Genomic DNA, 16530 nt, shown 5'->3' with positions numbered 1-16530 from the left:
TCAGAACACCCAAAAATTTTCAAGATATGAAATTTTTTGAAAATCAGTCGTCAGATTCGCCCGAATCCTCGCCGTGTCCGGTGGTATTCAGCACCGCTTCGGCAAGGGCATCAACCCCGGCACCGGCGCAAACCGCCAAAACACGACACGGCGATTCGCCCGCCAGGATATAGGCGTGCGCCATGCCGCTGTCGAAATAAACGGAATCACCCGCCGAAAGTTTCAGGGGCGTATAAAGCTCGCTATGCAGCTCCATTGTGCCTTCAAGCACATAAAGGAATTCTTCACCCGTGTGACGAAGGAGGCCGCCGATTTCTTCCATAGTGCGGGCTTTCACGTCTATAATCATCGGCACCATCTGCTTGTTGAGCAGTTCAGACGCCGGGTAGAAATGCCGGTGCTTCTTATAGAGCACGCTGGTTTCCTTGCCCGCCCGCGTCACACACCGGCGCCCGAGCGCGGACGGCGCCGGCCGCGCCTCCGTATGCGGTGTGCTGAGAAGCCGCCCGAGATCGACCCCGAGCCCGATGCCGATCCGCACCAGCTTGTCGTAGGTCATCGTCATCTTGCCGTTTTCAAGCTTGGAAAGAGTCGATACCGGGATACCCGACTTTTCAGCCAGTTCCTTCAGGGTCATTGCGCGTTCGGTACGGATGTCGCGCAAAGTAATTCCGGGGTGAGCCGCCATGATTTCCCTTATCGTTTCCATATTTGCCCCCAGTCTGCATGTGATGCGCCCGTGTGCAAGCGGCAGCTCATCATTATCACAATGAGAAAAATGTTGCTAATATTGAAAACAGCGATACGCTTAACAAAAATCACACATATTTATGGGAGGTCTTGCCGTGTTACATCTGTCGAGAATGCTTCTTGCCTCAAGTGCCGCTATTGCACTGACCCTGCCTGCTGTCGCGCAAGCGGCTGAAGGCGGCGCAGAGGACGCTTTTGAACTGGAAGAAATCATCGTTACCGCCCAGAAGCGCGAACAGCGCCTTCTGGACGTGCCCCAATCCGTTTCCGTGCTATCATCCAAGGCCCTTGCCGCTGCGCAAGCCGAACGGTTCGACGATTATCTGACCCGTTTGCCAAGCGCGACCTTCACCACAACCCAATCGGGCCAGACGCGCCTGATTCTCCGCGGCATTAACGCGGGCGGCGTTGGCGCAACGGTTGCGACCTATGTGGATGAAACGCCTTATGGCTCGGCCACCGGCCTAGCGAACGGCGCGATCCTCACCCCTGACCTTGACCCGTTCGACGTTGCACGCGTGGAAGTGCTGCGCGGGCCGCAGGGCACGCTGTATGGTGCCAACTCGCTTGGCGGCCTTGTGAAGTTCGTGACTGTAAAACCCTCGACTGAAGGCTTTGAAGCCGCTGCCAAAGGCAATGTCGAAAGCATGAAGGGCGGCGACACCGGTTATGCCCTGCGCGGTGCCGTCAACGTGCCGCTCGGTGAAAAACTTGCCCTGCGCGCCAGCGCCTTCCACCGCAAGGACGCCGGCTTCATCGATGATGTGAACGGCAACGAGCATGTCAACAGCGGCACCATGGAAGGCGGCCGCGCCAGCCTCCTGTTCAAGCCGACCGATAATTTCTCGGTTCTACTTTCGGCCAACTTGCAGGATCTGAAAAGCAACGGCGACAACTCGTTTGATGCTGATCCCGCCACCAACCTTCCGCTGTTCGGTGAGCTGATGCAAAGCCGGCTGCTGTCGCAGAATAACGATATCAAATACCGCATCTATAACGGCACGGTGGAATGGGACCTTGAAGGTTTCACCCTCACCTCGGCCACGAGCTATGGCAAGCTTGACCAGACACAGACGGACGATTTCTCGTCCCTTTATGGCCCGATCCTGACGGCTGTATTTGGCACACCACTTGGCGCCGGCCTTGACGCCACCATGGGCCAGAAACGTTTCACCCAGGAATTCCGCGTAGATTCAACTGGTGACGGCCCGCTGCAATGGACTGTTGGCGGCTATTATTCGGAAGAAGAAAACGCCCTTGGCCAAGTCCTTTACGGGATCGACGCAGGCACGGGTGAAGTTTTCACCGGCCTTGAAGAGCTGATCCTTGTCGGCCTCGATTCCGACTATAAGGAATATGCGGGCTTTGCAAGCGCCACCTACAGCTTCTCGGAAAAGCTCGACCTGACGGTCGGCGCCCGTTACAGCAGCAACGACCAGACGAACCTGCAATCGACGGCTGGCCCGCTCGCCGGCCCGGCCACCAGCTTCGACGGCGACTCTTCGGATACCGCATTCACCTTCTCGGTGGCGCCGAGCTTCAAGCCGAACGAAACCACGACCCTTTATGCGCGCGTGGCACGCGGCTACCGCCCCGGCGGCCCGAATGCCCTGCCCCCGACCGCACCAACATCCGTACCGCGTGATTTCGCCCCCGATTACACCACCAACTATGAGGCTGGTGTGAAGGCGGAGCTTCTGGAACGCACCCTCGCGGTTGATGCTTCGCTCTTCTATATCGACTGGACCGACATTCAGGTGCTGGTGCAGGTCGATAACTTCGGCGTCAACTCGAACGGCGGCAAAGCCAAAAGCCAGGGCGCTGAATTCTCGGCCACCTACAGCCCCGTCGAAGGCCTGACCTTCACCGGCAGTGCGTCATACGTTGATGCCAAGCTGACGGAAGATGCCGACCCGCTGACTGGCGCACTGGACGGAGACCGTCTGCCCTATGTGCCGAAATTCTCGTCGTCGATTGGCGCCGAATATGAATGGCCGCTCTCGGACACGCTGACCGGCTCGGTTGGCGGCACATGGCGCCACACCGGTGCGCGGGAATCGGGCTTTGACTCCACCCTTGGGCAGCGCACCATGCCGTCCTATGAACTGGTGGACCTGCATGCCGGCATTGCCTTCGAGAACATTACGCTTGAAGCCTATGTCCGCAACCTGACCGACGCACGCGGCTTCACCGCACTTGGTGGCCCGTCTGGCGCACCGATGGGCGGGATCGCAGCCTCGATCATTCGGCCGCGTGCCTTCGGCCTGTCGCTCAGCCTGCAATACTGACCACAAGAAAATACAGCGAGGATCATATAATGCGTAAATGGTTGAGCCTTGCCCTGATGTGGGCGCTGGGAACGGCGCCCGCCCTGGCACAGGATACAGAAACAGAAACCGCAGCGGTGCCCGTCGCCGCTGTGGAGACCACCCCCGGTACGCATCCGCTGACGGCGGATGACGTGAATATCTGGCTTGATGGCTTCATGCCCTATGCACTCGCCACCGGTGATATTGCCGGTGCGGTTGTCGTGGTGGTGAAAGACGGCGAAATCCTCACCAAACGTGGTTTTGGCCTTTCGGACGTGGCGACCGGCGCGCCTGTCGACCCCGACGAAACCTTGTTCCGTCCGGGCTCGGTATCCAAGCTTTTCACCTGGACGGCGCTGATGCAGCAGGTGGAAGCCGGCAAGGTGAGCCTTGACGCCGATATCAATACCTATCTCGATTTCGAAATTCCGCCGGCCTATGGCAAGCCGATCACCGTCCGCGATCTTCTGACCCACACGACGGGCTTTGAAGAGACGGTGAAATACCTGATCACCGACAATCCGGCGAGCGCCTTCCCGCTTGGTGAAATCCTCAAGAAATGGACCCCGAGCCGGATTTTCGCCCCCGGCGAGATTGTCGCCTATTCAAACTATGGCGCGGCCCTTGCGGGCTATATCGTCGAGCGTGTTTCGGGCGAGCCGTTCGATGATTATGTCGAGAAGCATATCTATGCACCGCTCGGCATGACGCACTCGTCCTTCCGCCAGCCGCTGCCTGAGGGCCACGCGGGCGTAATGTCGCAAGGCTACCGTGTAGCCTCGGGCGAACCGCAAGCGTTCGAGATCATCAGCCTCGCACCCGCCGGGTCGATGTCCGCAACCGGCACCGATATGGCCAAGTTCATGATCGCGCATCTGGCGGATGGCGGCGTTCTCCTGTCGCCCGAAACGGCGGCCCTGATGCATGCCACCGCCTTCACGCCCGTGCCCGGCCTGCAGGGCATGGCGCTCGGCTTCTATCACAGTGATGCGGGCGGCGAGACGATCATCGGCCATGGCGGCGATACCGTCTTCTTCCACTCGGACCTGACCCTGTTCACCGACCGCAATGTGGGCGTTTTCATTTCGGTCAACAGCGGCGGCAAGAACGGTGCGTCACGCACCGTGCGCAATTCGCTTCGCACCGGTTTCCTTGAGCGCTATTTCTCCGGCCCGCTGCAGCCGAGCGATGCTTCCGTGGATGAAGCAACCGCAAAGGAACATGCGGCCCTGATGGCCGGCGCCTATTACAGCAGCCGCCGCCCGGAAACGAGCTGGGTGTCGCTTTTCAACATCCTCGGCCAAGGCCATGTCACCGTGAATGCGGATGCCACCATCGCCACCGATTTCTTCCGTGATGAAGCCGGCGTACCCAAAGAATGGCGCGAGATCGAGCCGTTCGTCTGGCAGGAAGTCGGCGGCACCAGCCGCCTTGCTGCAGCGGTCAAGGACGGCCAGGTGGTTCGCCTTTCTTCAAGCGACCTGCCGCCCGTCCTGAGCTTCGAACCCGTCCCGACCTCGCTGTCGCTGGAATGGGGCCAGCCGGTCCTTGGGGGCGGGCTCGCCATTCTGGTGCTGACCGCCTTCTCGTGGCCGATTGCCGCCCTTATCCGCCGCCGTTATGGCTACAATTTGCCGGTCAAGGACAAGGCACTTGTCGCCCACCGCCTGACCCGCGCCTTCGCCTTCGTGGCACTCGGCGTGATTGCCGGCTGGTTCCAGGTTGTGTCGCTGACGGACTCGTCGCTTTCCGCCCTTGATGGCCGGCTCGATATGCCGATGCGCGTTCTGCAGCTTGTCACGCTTGCTGCCGTTGCCGGTGTGCCGATTTCGGCCTGGAACGCATGGCTTGTGTGGAACGGCGACCGTGGCCGTCTTGTGAAGCTTTGGGCTGCGCTCATTGTGTTCGGCATGTTGACGGTCGCCTGGATCATCCTGCGCTTCCGCTTCCTGACGCTGGACCTGAATTTCTGACGTCTGCTACCTTTCGGGATGGCCTTCCGGGGCCATCCCCTTTTTCTCCGAGTTTTCACTGCCTGAAAGACCGACCATGGAGCGGACCCTTCCGCCTGCCGACATCCTGACTGCCGACGAGCGCGCCGCGCTTGTCCGCCTTATCCGTGACCATGTATTTCAGGCGCGGATCGAAGACGCGTCCGACGGCAGCCCCACCGGCCTTGTCCGCCAGTTCGTGCAGCGCCTGAAACGCAAACAGGCTTTCAAGGGATGGCGCCCCGTGATCGACCGCGAAAAGATCGGCCTGCCCGTCACCGCCTTCATCGCGGTGAAGCTGAAAAGCCAGCATCACGAGATGCTCAGCTCCTACAGCCGCGACCTGATGTCCTGCAGTGATGTGGCGCAGGTGCATATGGTATCCGGCAAGTTCGACTTTCTGGTCGAATTCTGGGGCCGCGATCTGGCGCAGCTTGAAGCCTTCCGCCGCACCTATGTGAACGGCCACCCGGCGGTGTCCGGCACCGAAACCATGATCTCCTACGGTCGCTCCGCGTCCTGACCTAAAGCACCACCGTTCCCGCTATGAGGTATGCCACGATGGTGATTGCGGCGGCGGTGAGGGCATAGGGGATCTGGGTGCGGACATGCTCGAGATGGTCGCAGCCTGAGGCGAGCGACGAGACGATGGTCGTGTCCGAGATCGGCGAGCAATGGTCGCCGAACACCCCGCCGCCCAGAACAGCCGAGAGGATGAAGGCGGGCGGCAGGCCGAGCGTCTGCACAATCGGCATGGCGATGGGCACAAGGATCGCGAAGGTGCCCCACGAAGTCCCCGTAAAGAAGGACATCAGCGCACCCGCGATGAAGAGCGCCGGGGCGATGAGGATCGGCGCCATGCCGTCGCTGACGATCCCGGCGATGAAGGCCCCGGTGCCAAGCGCCTTGAGGCTGGCCCCGAAGGCGATCGACATCAGGAGGATCAGAACGACCGGCATCAGGTCATTCATGCCCTTGAGGCCGATCTCCACCAGTTCCTTGTGACCGAAGCGCCGGTCGATGACCAGAAGGAGATAGGCAACAAGGCAGCCGAGCACGGTGGCATAAAGGATCGAGCGTGAGCCGCTACCCGCCGCGATGCTCCCGTTCCCGGTCCAGAGCATGAAGCCGACCATCCCGAAGATCATGGCGAGCAGCGGCAGGATCATGAAGCGGGAGCGGGTCGGGGCATATTCATGGCCGCCGTCCGTTGCCTCATGGGCGTCGGGACCGATGCGGCCTTCCGAGGCCTTCACCCGGCCAAGGGGGCCATGGAAGCGCCCGCTTGCCACCGAATAGACGATGATGGCGAGGGTGATGAGGGCATAGAAGTTGAAGGGCACGCTGCCCCAGAGGACCGAGGCCGAACTGACCCCGAGGTCATAACCGCCCAGAAGCGCCAGCACGAAGGCGCCCCAGCCATTCAGGAGAATGAGGATACAGATGGGGGCCGAAGTACTGTCGACGATATAGGCGAGATGGGCCCGGCTGAGGCCGTAGCGGTCATAAAGCCCGCGCGACAGGAGCCCCGAGGCCAGGACGCTGAGGTTGGATTCGACAAAGATGACCGTGCCGGTCACCGCGGTCAGCCCCAGCGCCTGCCGGCGGGACTTCACGAGCCCCATGCCGACCACCCGGTCGATCACCGCAGCCACCCCGCCGGAGCGGTACATGAAGGCGAGGAGCGACCCGATGAGGAGGGCGAACACCAGCACCCGGGCATTATCGGCGTCCGCCACCACGGCGACGATCCGGTCGATGGTGGCCAAGGCCCCCAATCCCACCGACGCCACCGGACCACCAGCGCCCCCCGACACCAGAAGCAGCAGTTCCGACACAAAGAGACCCACCAGCAACGCCGACAGGACCTCCTTCTTCCACAATACCAGTGCCAGAACCAATAATGGCGGTAGCAGCGTCATCCAACCCAAGTCATTTCCCCCGTTTGGGCGGCGCCCTCCCGCCGCAACTGATATCCCTTCAGGCGCCGAAGCGCGCTGGCGCGAAGGGCGCGAGCACGTCGCCCCCCTCGCCGCTAGCGATAAGCCCGGCCAGCAACCGGCCTGTGCCCGCGCTGTGTGTCATCCCCATATGGCCATGCCCGAAGGCAAGATAGAGCCCCTTGTGGCCACCGGCCTCGCCAATCACCGGGCGGGTATCGGGCATCGAGGGGCGGAAGCCGAGCCACTGGTCCCGCTCGTCCGTCGCCATGCCCGGCAGCATGCGTTTCGCGTGCGCCACCAGCCGCCGGATACGGCGATAATCGGGTTTTGCCTCAAGCCCCGCGAGTTCCACACAGGCGGTCATGCGCAGGCCCTGCTCCATGGGGCAGAGGACGAAATAGCGGTTCATATTGACGGTCGGTCGGCTAAGCCCGGCGCCGCCATCGAACATCAGGTGATAGCCGCGCTCGGTTTCAAGCGGGACACGAATCCCGAGCCCCTTGAGAAGCCGGTTGGACCAGGCACCACCCGCGATCACAAGCTCGCGTGCCAGATGGTCGATCCCCTCGCCTTTCACATAATAGCCCCCCTCGGCACGCTCGATATGTGTCACCCGCCCCAATGTGAAGGCTGCCCCGCGTGCCAGCAGATGGCTCGCCAGCGCCGAAACACAGCGCCCCGGATTGCGGATGGCAAGCGACTGGGTCTGCAGGATCGCTTTCGGATAGATCGGCGCAATGCCCGGCTCAAGCTCCGCCAGCGCATCGGGGTCAAGGACGCGGTAGCCGAAGCCGAACCGATCCATCAGCGCGCGTTCCTTGGCGGTTTTTTCGAAACTCGCTTCGGTCTCATAGAGCTTCAACCAGCCATCCGGTCGCACGAGCTCGCTGAGCTTCAGGTCAGTCACAAGCGCCTGCCATGCCGCCAGCGATTCATGGCTGAGTAGCGCGGACGCCTTGGCGCTGGCCTCCACCGTTGCCCGGCCGGAGGCGCGCCAGACCTTGTAAAGCCACGGTGCGATGCGCGGCATGTAGGATATGGGCATCACCAGCGGCGATTCCGGATCGAGCGTCATGCGGATGCCATCCATCACGAAGCCCGGTTTGCCGAGTGGCAACACGTTGCCGATCGAGATCGAGCCCGCATTGCCGTAAGAAGTCTGTGCCCTGTCGCCGGGCGGTACGGCATCGATGATGGTCACAGCAATGCCGCGTTCCATCAGATGATAAGCTGTCATCAGTCCGATGATCCCGCCGCCCACGATTGTCACATTGCGGTCCTGCATGGTCCGCATCCTCCCTCAATATTCTCCGGCGCATCAGAGACGCTGGCCCCGCACCTGTCAAGAATAATATATTCCAAATAATATCGCCAGAATGGGTGGCTTTAGCTGGATTTCGCAGTCAGGTCCGCTAGGATCGATCCCGAATGTGATTTTTTATTCCTGCGACCGCAAGGCCGCGAATAGACGTGAGGGGAATAGCATGAAAAAGCTCGGCAGACGAGGCTTCCTGAAGGCCGCCGGCGCACTTGCAGCTACCGCCGCCACGATGGGCAGCTTGGCGCCAACGGCGGCCGCGAAATCACCGGCACGCCCCGCCAAACCGGGCCTCAAACCGAAACGCCTGAAGCGCGGCGACACGGTCGCGATCGTCGCCCCTTCCGGCGTGCTGTGGGAAAAGACCAACTTGCCGCTTGCCACGGAGTCGCTGGCCGCCATGGGGCTCAAATCAAAGGTATTCCCGCACGCGATGGACCGCTACGGCTATCTCGCCGGCACCGACGAGAACCGCGCTGCAGACCTGATGGCAGCGTTCCGCGATCCCGGCATCGACGCCATCTTCTGCCTGCGCGGCGGCTGGGGCGCGGCGCGCATCCTGCCCTATCTGGATTTCGAGGTGATCCGCGCCAATCCAAAAATCCTGCTGGGCTATAGCGACATCACCGCGCTTCACGCGGCCCTTGCGGCCAAGACCGGTTTGGTCACCTATCACGGCCCCAATGCAGGATCGAGCTGGTACACGTTCGAAGCCGAGATGCTGCAGGCGCTGATGTTTGACGGCGAGAAGGTGGAATATCGCACTGTTCCCCGGAACGACGGCACGCTCGTCGCCCGCGCCAATCGCACACACACGATCACGCCCGGCAAGGCGGAAGGGCGGCTTGTGGGTGGCAACCTCACCGTCTTCACCTCGCTGATGGGGTCACCCTATTTCCCGGACCTTAACGGCTGCATCCTGTGCCTTGAAGATGTCGGCGAGAAGATCTACCGGGTCGACCGGATGATCACCCAGCTGGCGCTCGGCGGTCACCTGAAAGGACTGAAGGGCATCGTGCTTGGCGGCTTCACCGATTGCGGACCGGACGAGGCCGAGCCCTTTGGCGGCTTCACGCTGATCGAAGTGTTCGAACAGCATTTCGCGAAGCTCGGCATCCCGGTTTTCGCAGGCGCCCAGTTTGGCCATATCAAGGAAAACTTCACCCTGCCCCTCGGGGCGCGCGCCATGATCGATGCCGACGCCGGCATCATCCGCCTGGTGGAACCCGCCGTCGCCTGAAAACAGCCGACAACCCCAAAGCAAAGGGGCGCCCGCAGGCGCCCCTTTTTTTTGTCCACTGGAGAATAGTTTCGGAGATCAGAACTTGAAGCCGGCCGACAGGCGGAAGTAGCGCGGCTGTGCTGCTGTATCCGCCGACAGGAAGCCGATATTCTCGGTGCCGAGCGAGGATTCGATCATCTCGTCGTAGGTCAGCGCCTTCTGGGTGTTGAAGACGTTGAAGACATCGAGACCGACATTCACGTCGAAGCCGTTGACTTCCATTTCATAGTCAACCGAGAGGTCGAGTTTGACCTGCCACGGCAGACGGCCGTATTTGCCACGGGTCAGTTCCTCGAACACACGATCAGCCGGGGTCCAGCCATTGCCGGAGTCAAGGCAGTTCTGGACGCAGAGCCAGTTTTCGCGGTAGCGCGTCACGCTCGTGTAGGGGTTGCCATAGGCACGGGCGTTGATCGGCGCACCGGAGATAGCCGTCAGCTTGCCGCCGAAGGTTACCCGTTCGGTCGGGGCATAGGCACCCCAGAGCTTGATAGCATGGCGGTGATCGTTCGCGAGATCGCCCTGGTTACCGATGATGTAGGAAACCTCGTCCCCGATTTCGGTCCAGCCCGGGATATCGTTGCCGGTATCCGAGTTCACGCCGCCTTCATAGTTACCCGACGATTTGGAGAGCGTATAGGAAAGGCGCGCCATCCATACATCGTCCCATTCGCGGTTCACGACGAACTCGAGAGCCTTGTAGTTGCGCTTGGCAACCGGGCTGCCGATATCCTCGCCGTTCAGGCCATACTGGTTGGTCTTGCCGAGATCGACCGTCACGGTTTTCACGGTGCCGTCTTCACAGTTCATATCAACCGTAAGCGGCTGGCCGATGTTGCCGAAGAACCAGTCGTTGAAGAACTCGCCGCAGCCCGGAACCTTGGCATAGACGCGGATGTCCTCGATGGCGTTGCGGAACTTGCGGTAAACACCACGCACACCGACGCTCCAGAGATCGTCAAGCTGGCGTTCGTAGCCGAGGATGAATTCATCCTGATGGCTCGCCTGCAGGTCCTGATCGACGATGAAGGGAATGTCCGCGCCGCGGCCTTCGCCCGAACCGAACTGGACAACAGTGCCAAGCTGCTCGCCAAGGATCGGGGTGACGTTGGTGAGACCAGCCGAGGTTTCGTTTTCCTGAAGGCCGTTGAAGGCATAATAGTAGCGGGTGTCGACCGTGCCACCCCCTTCACGCGCGGCAAGGCCGTTGGCGATCGGGAAATAATAACGGCCGGCGCTTGCGTAAACGCGCGAGCGGCCTTCGTCGTCGAGGTTCCAGGAAAGCGCCGCACGCGGCGACCACATGTTATCAACCTTGATGAAGCTGTCGCCGACGGCGTCCTTGCTGTCGAACCGGTCCCAACGGATGCCGAGGGTGACGGTGAGGTCGTCATTCACCGACCAGACATCTTCAAGATACGCTGCCGAGGTTTTGGCATCGAACGTGCCGCCGCGGATTTCCTGACGGGCAATCACATAGGCATCCACACCGTCCGGCACGCTCACGTTGTTGACGCTGGCGCCCGGCGTGGTGGCGAAGATTTCATAGCTCGTCATATCCGGGCCGACCGAGGCGCGCTCCATGTAGGTGGTGCGTTTCTCATAGTCGAAACCGCCGCGGATCAGGTGATTGCCAAGTTCATATTCGGCATCCACACGAAGCGCATCGCGGGAATTGATGCGATGGTCGCCGCGCAGCTGCGAGGTACAGCCGATCTCGACGTTGGAAGCGCCCCGACGGTCCAGCACGCGGTTACATTCGGACGACACGTTGGTGAAGTCGTCGGAATTCCGCTTGTTGTGGCCGTAAAGGACTTTCAGCGTGAAATCGTCACCGAAATGGCCGGTATAGGTGCCCGCCCAGTTGATGCCGCCCCGCTTGGAAGTCGCGGTCTCGATATAGTCGCCGTCGTCATAGCGGTCGGTGAGCGTCTTGCTTTCATCCGAGAAAGCGAAGAATTCGAGCGAATGGCCGTCAACGATATACCAGTCGACCTTGCCGCCCCAGAAGGCCGAATTATCCTTGTAATCATAAAGCGACGAGCCGCTGGTGCTGTAATAGCTGCCGGTATTGTGGCGCGGCTGGAACAGCGTATAGAAGAACAGCTTGTCCTTGATGATCGGGCCGCTCAGATAGATGTTCCCATTGAGGTTATTCTCGCTGTCGTCGCTGCGGTAGATCGTTGCAGTGCCGTCCTTCGCATAGAAGTCCTTGGCGCTGCCGCGCAGGTCATCGGGCTCCCAGAAGACATTGGCGCCGCCATGGAATTCGTTGGTGCCCGACTTGAGGACGGCGTTCAGCACACCGCCGGTCGTGCGGCCATATTCCACGGAATAACCACCGGTTTTCACCTGGAATTCCTTGAACATCTCGAACGGCACGTCGGAGAAGCCGACGCCGGTTTCAACGTCACTGATATTCAGGCCGTTGATGAAGATATTATTCTCGCCGACCGACGCACCGCCGAACGAAATGCCGCCGAAGGAGGGGCCTTCGTTCACGCCGGGCGCCAGAAGTGCGATTGCATCGGCCGACCGGCCGACCGGGAAGCGTTCGATGGAGGTGGCGTCGATTTGCAGACCGGATTCGGCCACTGCAAGATAAAGCCCGGAGACTTCCTTCGCAGAAATGACGATTTCTTCCATCTCGCCGCCGACTTGCATCTGCAGGTCAAGCGAGGTGGTGCCGCCGATCGAGACTTTCACGTCTTCAATCACGGTGCGCTCATAGCCGCCCTTGGCTGCGGTTACCCTGTATGTACCGATCGGCAGGCGCGAGAAGCGGAAGCTGCCATCCGCGCCGGCGGTAACCGTGCGGGAATAACCGGTTTCGGCATTCGTTACGGTGATCGTGGCACCGGCCAGTGTCTGATTGTCAGAGACAACGGCACCACGGATGGAGCCATCGCTGTTGGCGGCATGCGCGCCACCTGCCGTCAGCCCGATAAGACTGACACCCATTCCAAGCGCCAGGGACGCCCGCCTCAACTGTTGTGACAACATTTCATTTCCCCCCTTGGAAATAGGCCTCGGCGCTATCCACCGGGCCGGAATATAGTTGATGAATAATTTATCTTCGCATTTCACAAGACTGTAAAGAATTTTCTATTCCAAGGCATCATTTCCGCTGATTTAATGGCTTTCCGCATCGTTTCCGATCTGCTAGAACGGACTGTGAGAGGCCGGAAAAGAATAATTAATTCCGAACTCAGCGGCAGCCCGCCAAGGGATTCGCCGGATATCCGGGAGGGACGCATGATCGAAACGGGCTTTGCCTATATCGCCAGCCTGATGGCTATCGGGGGCCTGATCCGGCTTACCGAGACGACGACTCGGCATCGGCTGTTCGATTACCTGCCCGGCGTCGTCATGCTCTATTTCATCGTGATGGTGCTGGCGTCCCTCGGGCTATGGTCATGGACGGACGATGTTTCCGCCGTGAACAGCACACTCAAGAGCGACCTCTTGCCCGCCATGATCTTCCTGCTGCTGGCGAAGGCGGACCTGCGCCGCATCGTCAAGCTCGGCCCCCGCATGCTGCTGGCTTTTGCCGCCGCCACCATCAGCATCATGATCGGCTTCGTGGTCGCCTTCGCGATTTTCCAGAACTGGCTGGAGCCTCACGCATGGAAGGCCTTTGCGGCCCTTTCCGGCAGCTGGATGGGCGGCACCGGCAACATGCTTGCCGTTCAGGCCGCCCTTGAGGTGCCGGACAGCAGCATCGGCTACACCCTTCTGATGGATTCGGTCGATTATGCGCTGTGGGTCGTCATCCTTCTGGCGCTTGTGCCCTTCGCAAACCGCTTCAATCGCTGGTCGGGCGCGGACAGCGGCGTGATCGACAAGGTCAGCGCCAGCCTCGCGGCAGCCGAGACAGGCAAGCCCATCGACCTGACCTCGATCCTTTTCCTTCTGGGCGCGGCTCTTACCGTTTCCGCTGTCTCGCAGGCGCTGGCTGCCTATGCGCCCACCAGTGCCTTCTTCTCGACCGGCACCTGGGTCATCTTCATAGCGACACTCATCGGTGTGCTTGCTGCCATGACGCCGCTTGGCCGCATGCCGGGTGCCATCGAACTTGGCAATGTACTCCTTTACGCCATGATCGGGCTGATCGCCTCGCAGGCTGATTTCGCGGGGCTCACCAAAGCACCGCTTTATATCGCAGCCGGGCTTGTGGTGCTCGCTGTCCACGGCCTGTGCCTGGCCGCTGCCGCCAAGGTTTTCCGGCTGGACCTCTTTTCCTGCGGTGTGGCGTCGCTTGCCAATATCGGCGGCGTGGCCTCGGCCCCCATCCTCGCTGCAGCCTATTCCGAAGCGCTCGTCCCGATCGGTGTGCTGATGGCGCTTCTCGGTTATATTGTCGGCACAGGCGGCGGCCTGTTCGTCGGCAAGCTTCTGTCTCTCATGATCTAGGAATATTCCATGCGACCGCGCAGCCTTATCCAGAGTATCGCCCTTGCCGCCAGCATCGCCAGTGCCGCTGCCGCGAGCGACTATGAATTCGCGAGCGACGTGATCGGCGTCAGTGAAAAGCATCTGGACCCTGCCTTCTGGATCAGGGGCGAGGATGCCGACGCACCGATCATGAACGTGGACGCCATCACGGCGATCAACCGGCAAACCATTGCCGACGACCCGACCATGCGCGATCTGGCCGCCCTGCCGTCACACCTCAGCCGCGCCAGCCTCACCGCCTATATTCGCGGCATCAGCAATCCGCCATCCGTGCCGCGCATCCATGAAGACGGCAAGCCGGTGACGGACGCCGATGTGAAACGCTGGGAAGCGAGCCTCGCGCTTGGCAATGTGAAAGCCCAGAACCCGGTCCGGTTCGGCCTTGTGGTGAAGCGCGCGTCGCTGCGCACCTACCCGACGCTTGAACGCATCTTCAGCGAAGGGGCGACCGACCGCGATATCGACCGCTTTCAGGAAACCGGCGTTTTCCCCGGCGATGAAGTCGCCGTGCTGCACACCAGCAAGGACGGCAAATGGTATCTTGTCGCCAACTACCAATATGTCGCCTGGGTGCCGGTGGACGCTGTTGCCACCGGCAGCCGCGATGCCGTGCTGGCCTATCGCAAGGACGGTGATTTCCTCGTCGTGACCGGGGCCAGGGCCCATACGGTTTTCAATCCGGAAGAGCCCCGCGTTTCCGAACTGCAGCTCGATATGGGCGTACGCCTGCCAGTGGTGCCGGCAGCCGACCGCGGGACCGAGCTATACGGCCAGAATCCCTATCTCGGCTACATGGTTGAACTGCCGGTGCGTGAGGCCGATGGCAGCCTTGCCTTCCGGAAGGCACTGATTGCCCGCAATCAGGATGTTCACATGGGCTACCTGCCCTATACGAACGCCAATATCGTGAAGCAGGCCTTCAAATTCGTGGGCGAGCGTTACGGCTGGGGGCACGATTATAATGGCCGCGACTGCACCGGCTTTGTGGGCGCCGTCTATGCGTCTTTCGGCATCCTGATGCCGCGCAATTCCGGCGATCAGGGCAAAAGCGTGTTTGCCCAAAACACCCGCATCGACAAGGAAACTGGCCGCGAGGCGCGCGTTGCCGAGGCCCGCAAGATTGAGCTTGGCGACCTCATTTATATCCCCGGCCATGTGATGATGGTGCTGGGCTTCGACGGGGCCGAGCCCTTCGTCATCCATGATGTCACCGGCCTTGCCTACAGCAAGGCGGACGGCGCATTCTATCGCGGCACCCTGAACGGCGTATCGATCACGCCCTTGCTGCCGCTCTCCCTATCCAACGAACGGCTCTATATCGATGCTGTTTATAATATCAAACGGGTCCGCCCCTGAGGCGCAATGATCTGAGGTCCATTCCATGAAAATCATCGGTTACAAACTGGGCAAGCTTCGGGTGCCGCTCGTCACACCGTTCAAGACGGCACTCCGGAACGTCGATCATGTCGAGGATATCGTCATCATGATCGAAACCGATACGGGCCATGTGGGCTACGGCGCCGCCCCTGCCACTGCGGTCATCACGGGCGACACCCACGGATCGATCATCGATGCCATCCGCAACTATATCATGCCCATGGTGACCGGCATGGAAGTGAGCCAGCTGAACCAGATCAACGAGATCATCGGCGAAGCGCTCATCAACAATTTCAGCGCCAAGGCCGCGGTCGAGATCGCCGTCTATGACCTGTTCGCGCAGGCGCACGGCGTGCCGCTTTACAAGATGCTTGGCGGCGGACAGCCCCGCATCGCCAGCGATATCACCATCAGCGTCGACTATATCGACAAGATGGTGGCGGATTCGATCCGCGCGGCTGACGCAGGCTATGAAACGCTGAAGATCAAGGTCGGCAAGGACCTTGGCGTTGATATCAAGCGCGTGAAAGCCATCTATGCCGCCGTGAAGGATCGCTGCCTGCTGCGCCTTGATGCCAACCAGGGCTGGACGGCGCGGGAAACTGTGGCTGCCCTGCATGAACTGGAATCGTCCGGCATCGAGCTCGAGCTGATCGAGCAGCCGGTGAAAGGCGCCGACCTCAAGGGCATGAAATATATCACCGAGCGTGTCCGCACCCCCGTGATGGCGGACGAAAGCACCTTCGGCCCGCGTGAGGTGATCGAACTGATCCAGATGGGGGCCGCCGATATCATCAATATCAAGCTGATGAAAACCGGCGGGCTGTCGGACGCGATCAAGATTGCCGATATCGCCAAGATTTATGATGTGAAATGCATGATCGGCTGCATGCTGGAATCGTCGATCAGCGTCACCGCTGCCGCGCACCTTGCGGTCGCGAAATCGAGCGTCATCACCAAGGTGGATCTTGATGGTCCGGCGCTCTGCCAGTTCAACCCGGTAACCGGCGGAGCCACCTTCCGCGGCCCCGATATCGAGCTGAATGAAACACCGGGCCTCGGGATCGAGGCGATCGAGAACCTGATCCCGCTTGATTGATCGCCG

The 16530-nt window shown here is 60.8% G+C and carries 11 protein-coding genes; 7 read left to right on the top strand and 4 right to left on the bottom strand.

The window, feature by feature from the left end; genetic code table 11:
* Positions 1 to 43: 43 nt before the first annotated feature.
* Positions 44 to 709, bottom strand: a complete 666-nt coding sequence (locus PH603_RS05690) for a helix-turn-helix domain-containing protein (RefSeq protein WP_289505031.1) — start codon at positions 707 to 709, stop codon at positions 44 to 46.
* 136 nt (positions 710 to 845) lie between these two features.
* On the opposite strand from PH603_RS05690, the gene PH603_RS05685 reads away from it, so the two are divergent.
* The 3 genes from PH603_RS05685 to PH603_RS05675 all read left to right on the top strand — a co-directional run bounded on the left by PH603_RS05685 (position 846) and on the right by PH603_RS05675 (position 5573).
* Positions 846 to 3038 carry a TonB-dependent receptor gene (locus PH603_RS05685; protein WP_289505030.1) on the top strand — a complete coding sequence of 731 codons (2193 nt, stop codon included), beginning with the start codon at positions 846 to 848 and terminating at the stop codon, positions 3036 to 3038.
* A gap of 29 nt (positions 3039 to 3067) precedes the next feature.
* Entirely contained in the window at positions 3068 to 5032 is a 1965-nt protein-coding gene (locus PH603_RS05680) for a serine hydrolase domain-containing protein (RefSeq protein WP_289505029.1), read from the top strand.
* Positions 5033 to 5108: 76 nt separating this feature from the next.
* Positions 5109 to 5573, top strand: a complete 465-nt coding sequence (locus tag PH603_RS05675; protein ID WP_289505028.1) for an Lrp/AsnC family transcriptional regulator — start codon at positions 5109 to 5111, stop codon at positions 5571 to 5573.
* 1 nt (position 5574) lies between these two features.
* Here PH603_RS05675 and PH603_RS05670 read toward each other — a convergent pair whose 3' ends face one another.
* Together PH603_RS05670 and PH603_RS05665 are read right to left on the bottom strand one after the other, a co-directional pair.
* Positions 5575 to 6981 (bottom strand): Na+/H+ antiporter NhaC family protein, encoded by a 1407-nt coding sequence (locus tag PH603_RS05670; RefSeq protein WP_353507371.1) that lies wholly within the window; start codon positions 6979 to 6981, stop codon positions 5575 to 5577.
* A gap of 49 nt (positions 6982 to 7030) precedes the next feature.
* Positions 7031 to 8278, bottom strand: a complete 1248-nt coding sequence (locus PH603_RS05665) for an NAD(P)/FAD-dependent oxidoreductase (protein ID WP_289505027.1) — start codon at positions 8276 to 8278, stop codon at positions 7031 to 7033.
* A gap of 199 nt (positions 8279 to 8477) precedes the next feature.
* On the opposite strand from PH603_RS05665, the gene PH603_RS05660 reads away from it, so the two are divergent.
* Positions 8478 to 9551, top strand: coding sequence for a S66 peptidase family protein (locus tag PH603_RS05660; protein ID WP_289505026.1), 1074 nt, complete (start codon positions 8478 to 8480; stop codon positions 9549 to 9551).
* A gap of 78 nt (positions 9552 to 9629) precedes the next feature.
* Here PH603_RS05660 and PH603_RS05655 read toward each other — a convergent pair whose 3' ends face one another.
* On the bottom strand, positions 9630 to 12554 hold the full coding sequence (locus PH603_RS05655; RefSeq protein WP_289505024.1) for a TonB-dependent receptor: 2925 nt from the start codon (positions 12552 to 12554) through the stop codon (positions 9630 to 9632).
* A 294-nt stretch (positions 12555 to 12848) separates the two neighbouring features.
* Here PH603_RS05655 and PH603_RS05650 point away from each other — a divergent pair, with 294 nt between their 5' ends.
* The 3 genes from PH603_RS05650 to PH603_RS05640 are packed head-to-tail and all read left to right on the top strand — an operon-like array spanning position 12849 to position 16524.
* Positions 12849 to 14006: a DUF819 family protein gene (locus PH603_RS05650; protein ID WP_289505023.1), complete on the top strand. Its 1158-nt coding sequence runs from the start codon at positions 12849 to 12851 to the stop codon at positions 14004 to 14006.
* Positions 14007 to 14015: 9 nt separating this feature from the next.
* Entirely contained in the window at positions 14016 to 15404 is a 1389-nt protein-coding gene (locus PH603_RS05645) for an SH3 domain-containing protein (protein WP_289505022.1), read from the top strand.
* Positions 15405 to 15429: 25 nt separating this feature from the next.
* Positions 15430 to 16524: a dipeptide epimerase gene (locus PH603_RS05640; protein WP_289505021.1), complete on the top strand. Its 1095-nt coding sequence runs from the start codon at positions 15430 to 15432 to the stop codon at positions 16522 to 16524.
* Positions 16525 to 16530: the final 6 nt, after the last annotated feature.

Source organism: Gimibacter soli (genome assembly GCF_028463845.1).
Lineage (GTDB): Bacteria > Pseudomonadota > Alphaproteobacteria > Sphingomonadales > Kordiimonadaceae > Gimibacter > Gimibacter soli.
The sequence above is the reverse complement of the archived record's forward strand: the minus strand, read 5'-3'. Positions and strand labels throughout refer to the sequence as shown.

Bases quoted from the DNA above. Each gene is read 5' to 3' on its own strand.
- PH603_RS05690 (WP_289505031.1), bottom strand. From the start codon at position 709: ATGGAAACGATAAGGGAAATCATGGCGGCTCACCCCGGAATTACTTTG.
- PH603_RS05680 (WP_289505029.1), top strand. From the start codon at position 3,068: ATGCGTAAATGGTTGAGCCTTGCCCTGATGTGGGCGCTGGGAACGGCG.
- PH603_RS05675 (WP_289505028.1), top strand. From the start codon at position 5,109: ATGGAGCGGACCCTTCCGCCTGCCGACATCCTGACTGCCGACGAGCGC.
- PH603_RS05665 (WP_289505027.1), bottom strand. From the start codon at position 8,278: ATGCAGGACCGCAATGTGACAATCGTGGGCGGCGGGATCATCGGACTG.
- PH603_RS05660 (WP_289505026.1), top strand. From the start codon at position 8,478: ATGAAAAAGCTCGGCAGACGAGGCTTCCTGAAGGCCGCCGGCGCACTT.
- PH603_RS05655 (WP_289505024.1), bottom strand. From the start codon at position 12,554: ATGGGTGTCAGTCTTATCGGGCTGACGGCAGGTGGCGCGCATGCCGCC.
- PH603_RS05650 (WP_289505023.1), top strand. From the start codon at position 12,849: ATGATCGAAACGGGCTTTGCCTATATCGCCAGCCTGATGGCTATCGGG.
- PH603_RS05645 (WP_289505022.1), top strand. From the start codon at position 14,016: ATGCGACCGCGCAGCCTTATCCAGAGTATCGCCCTTGCCGCCAGCATC.
- PH603_RS05640 (WP_289505021.1), top strand. From the start codon at position 15,430: ATGAAAATCATCGGTTACAAACTGGGCAAGCTTCGGGTGCCGCTCGTC.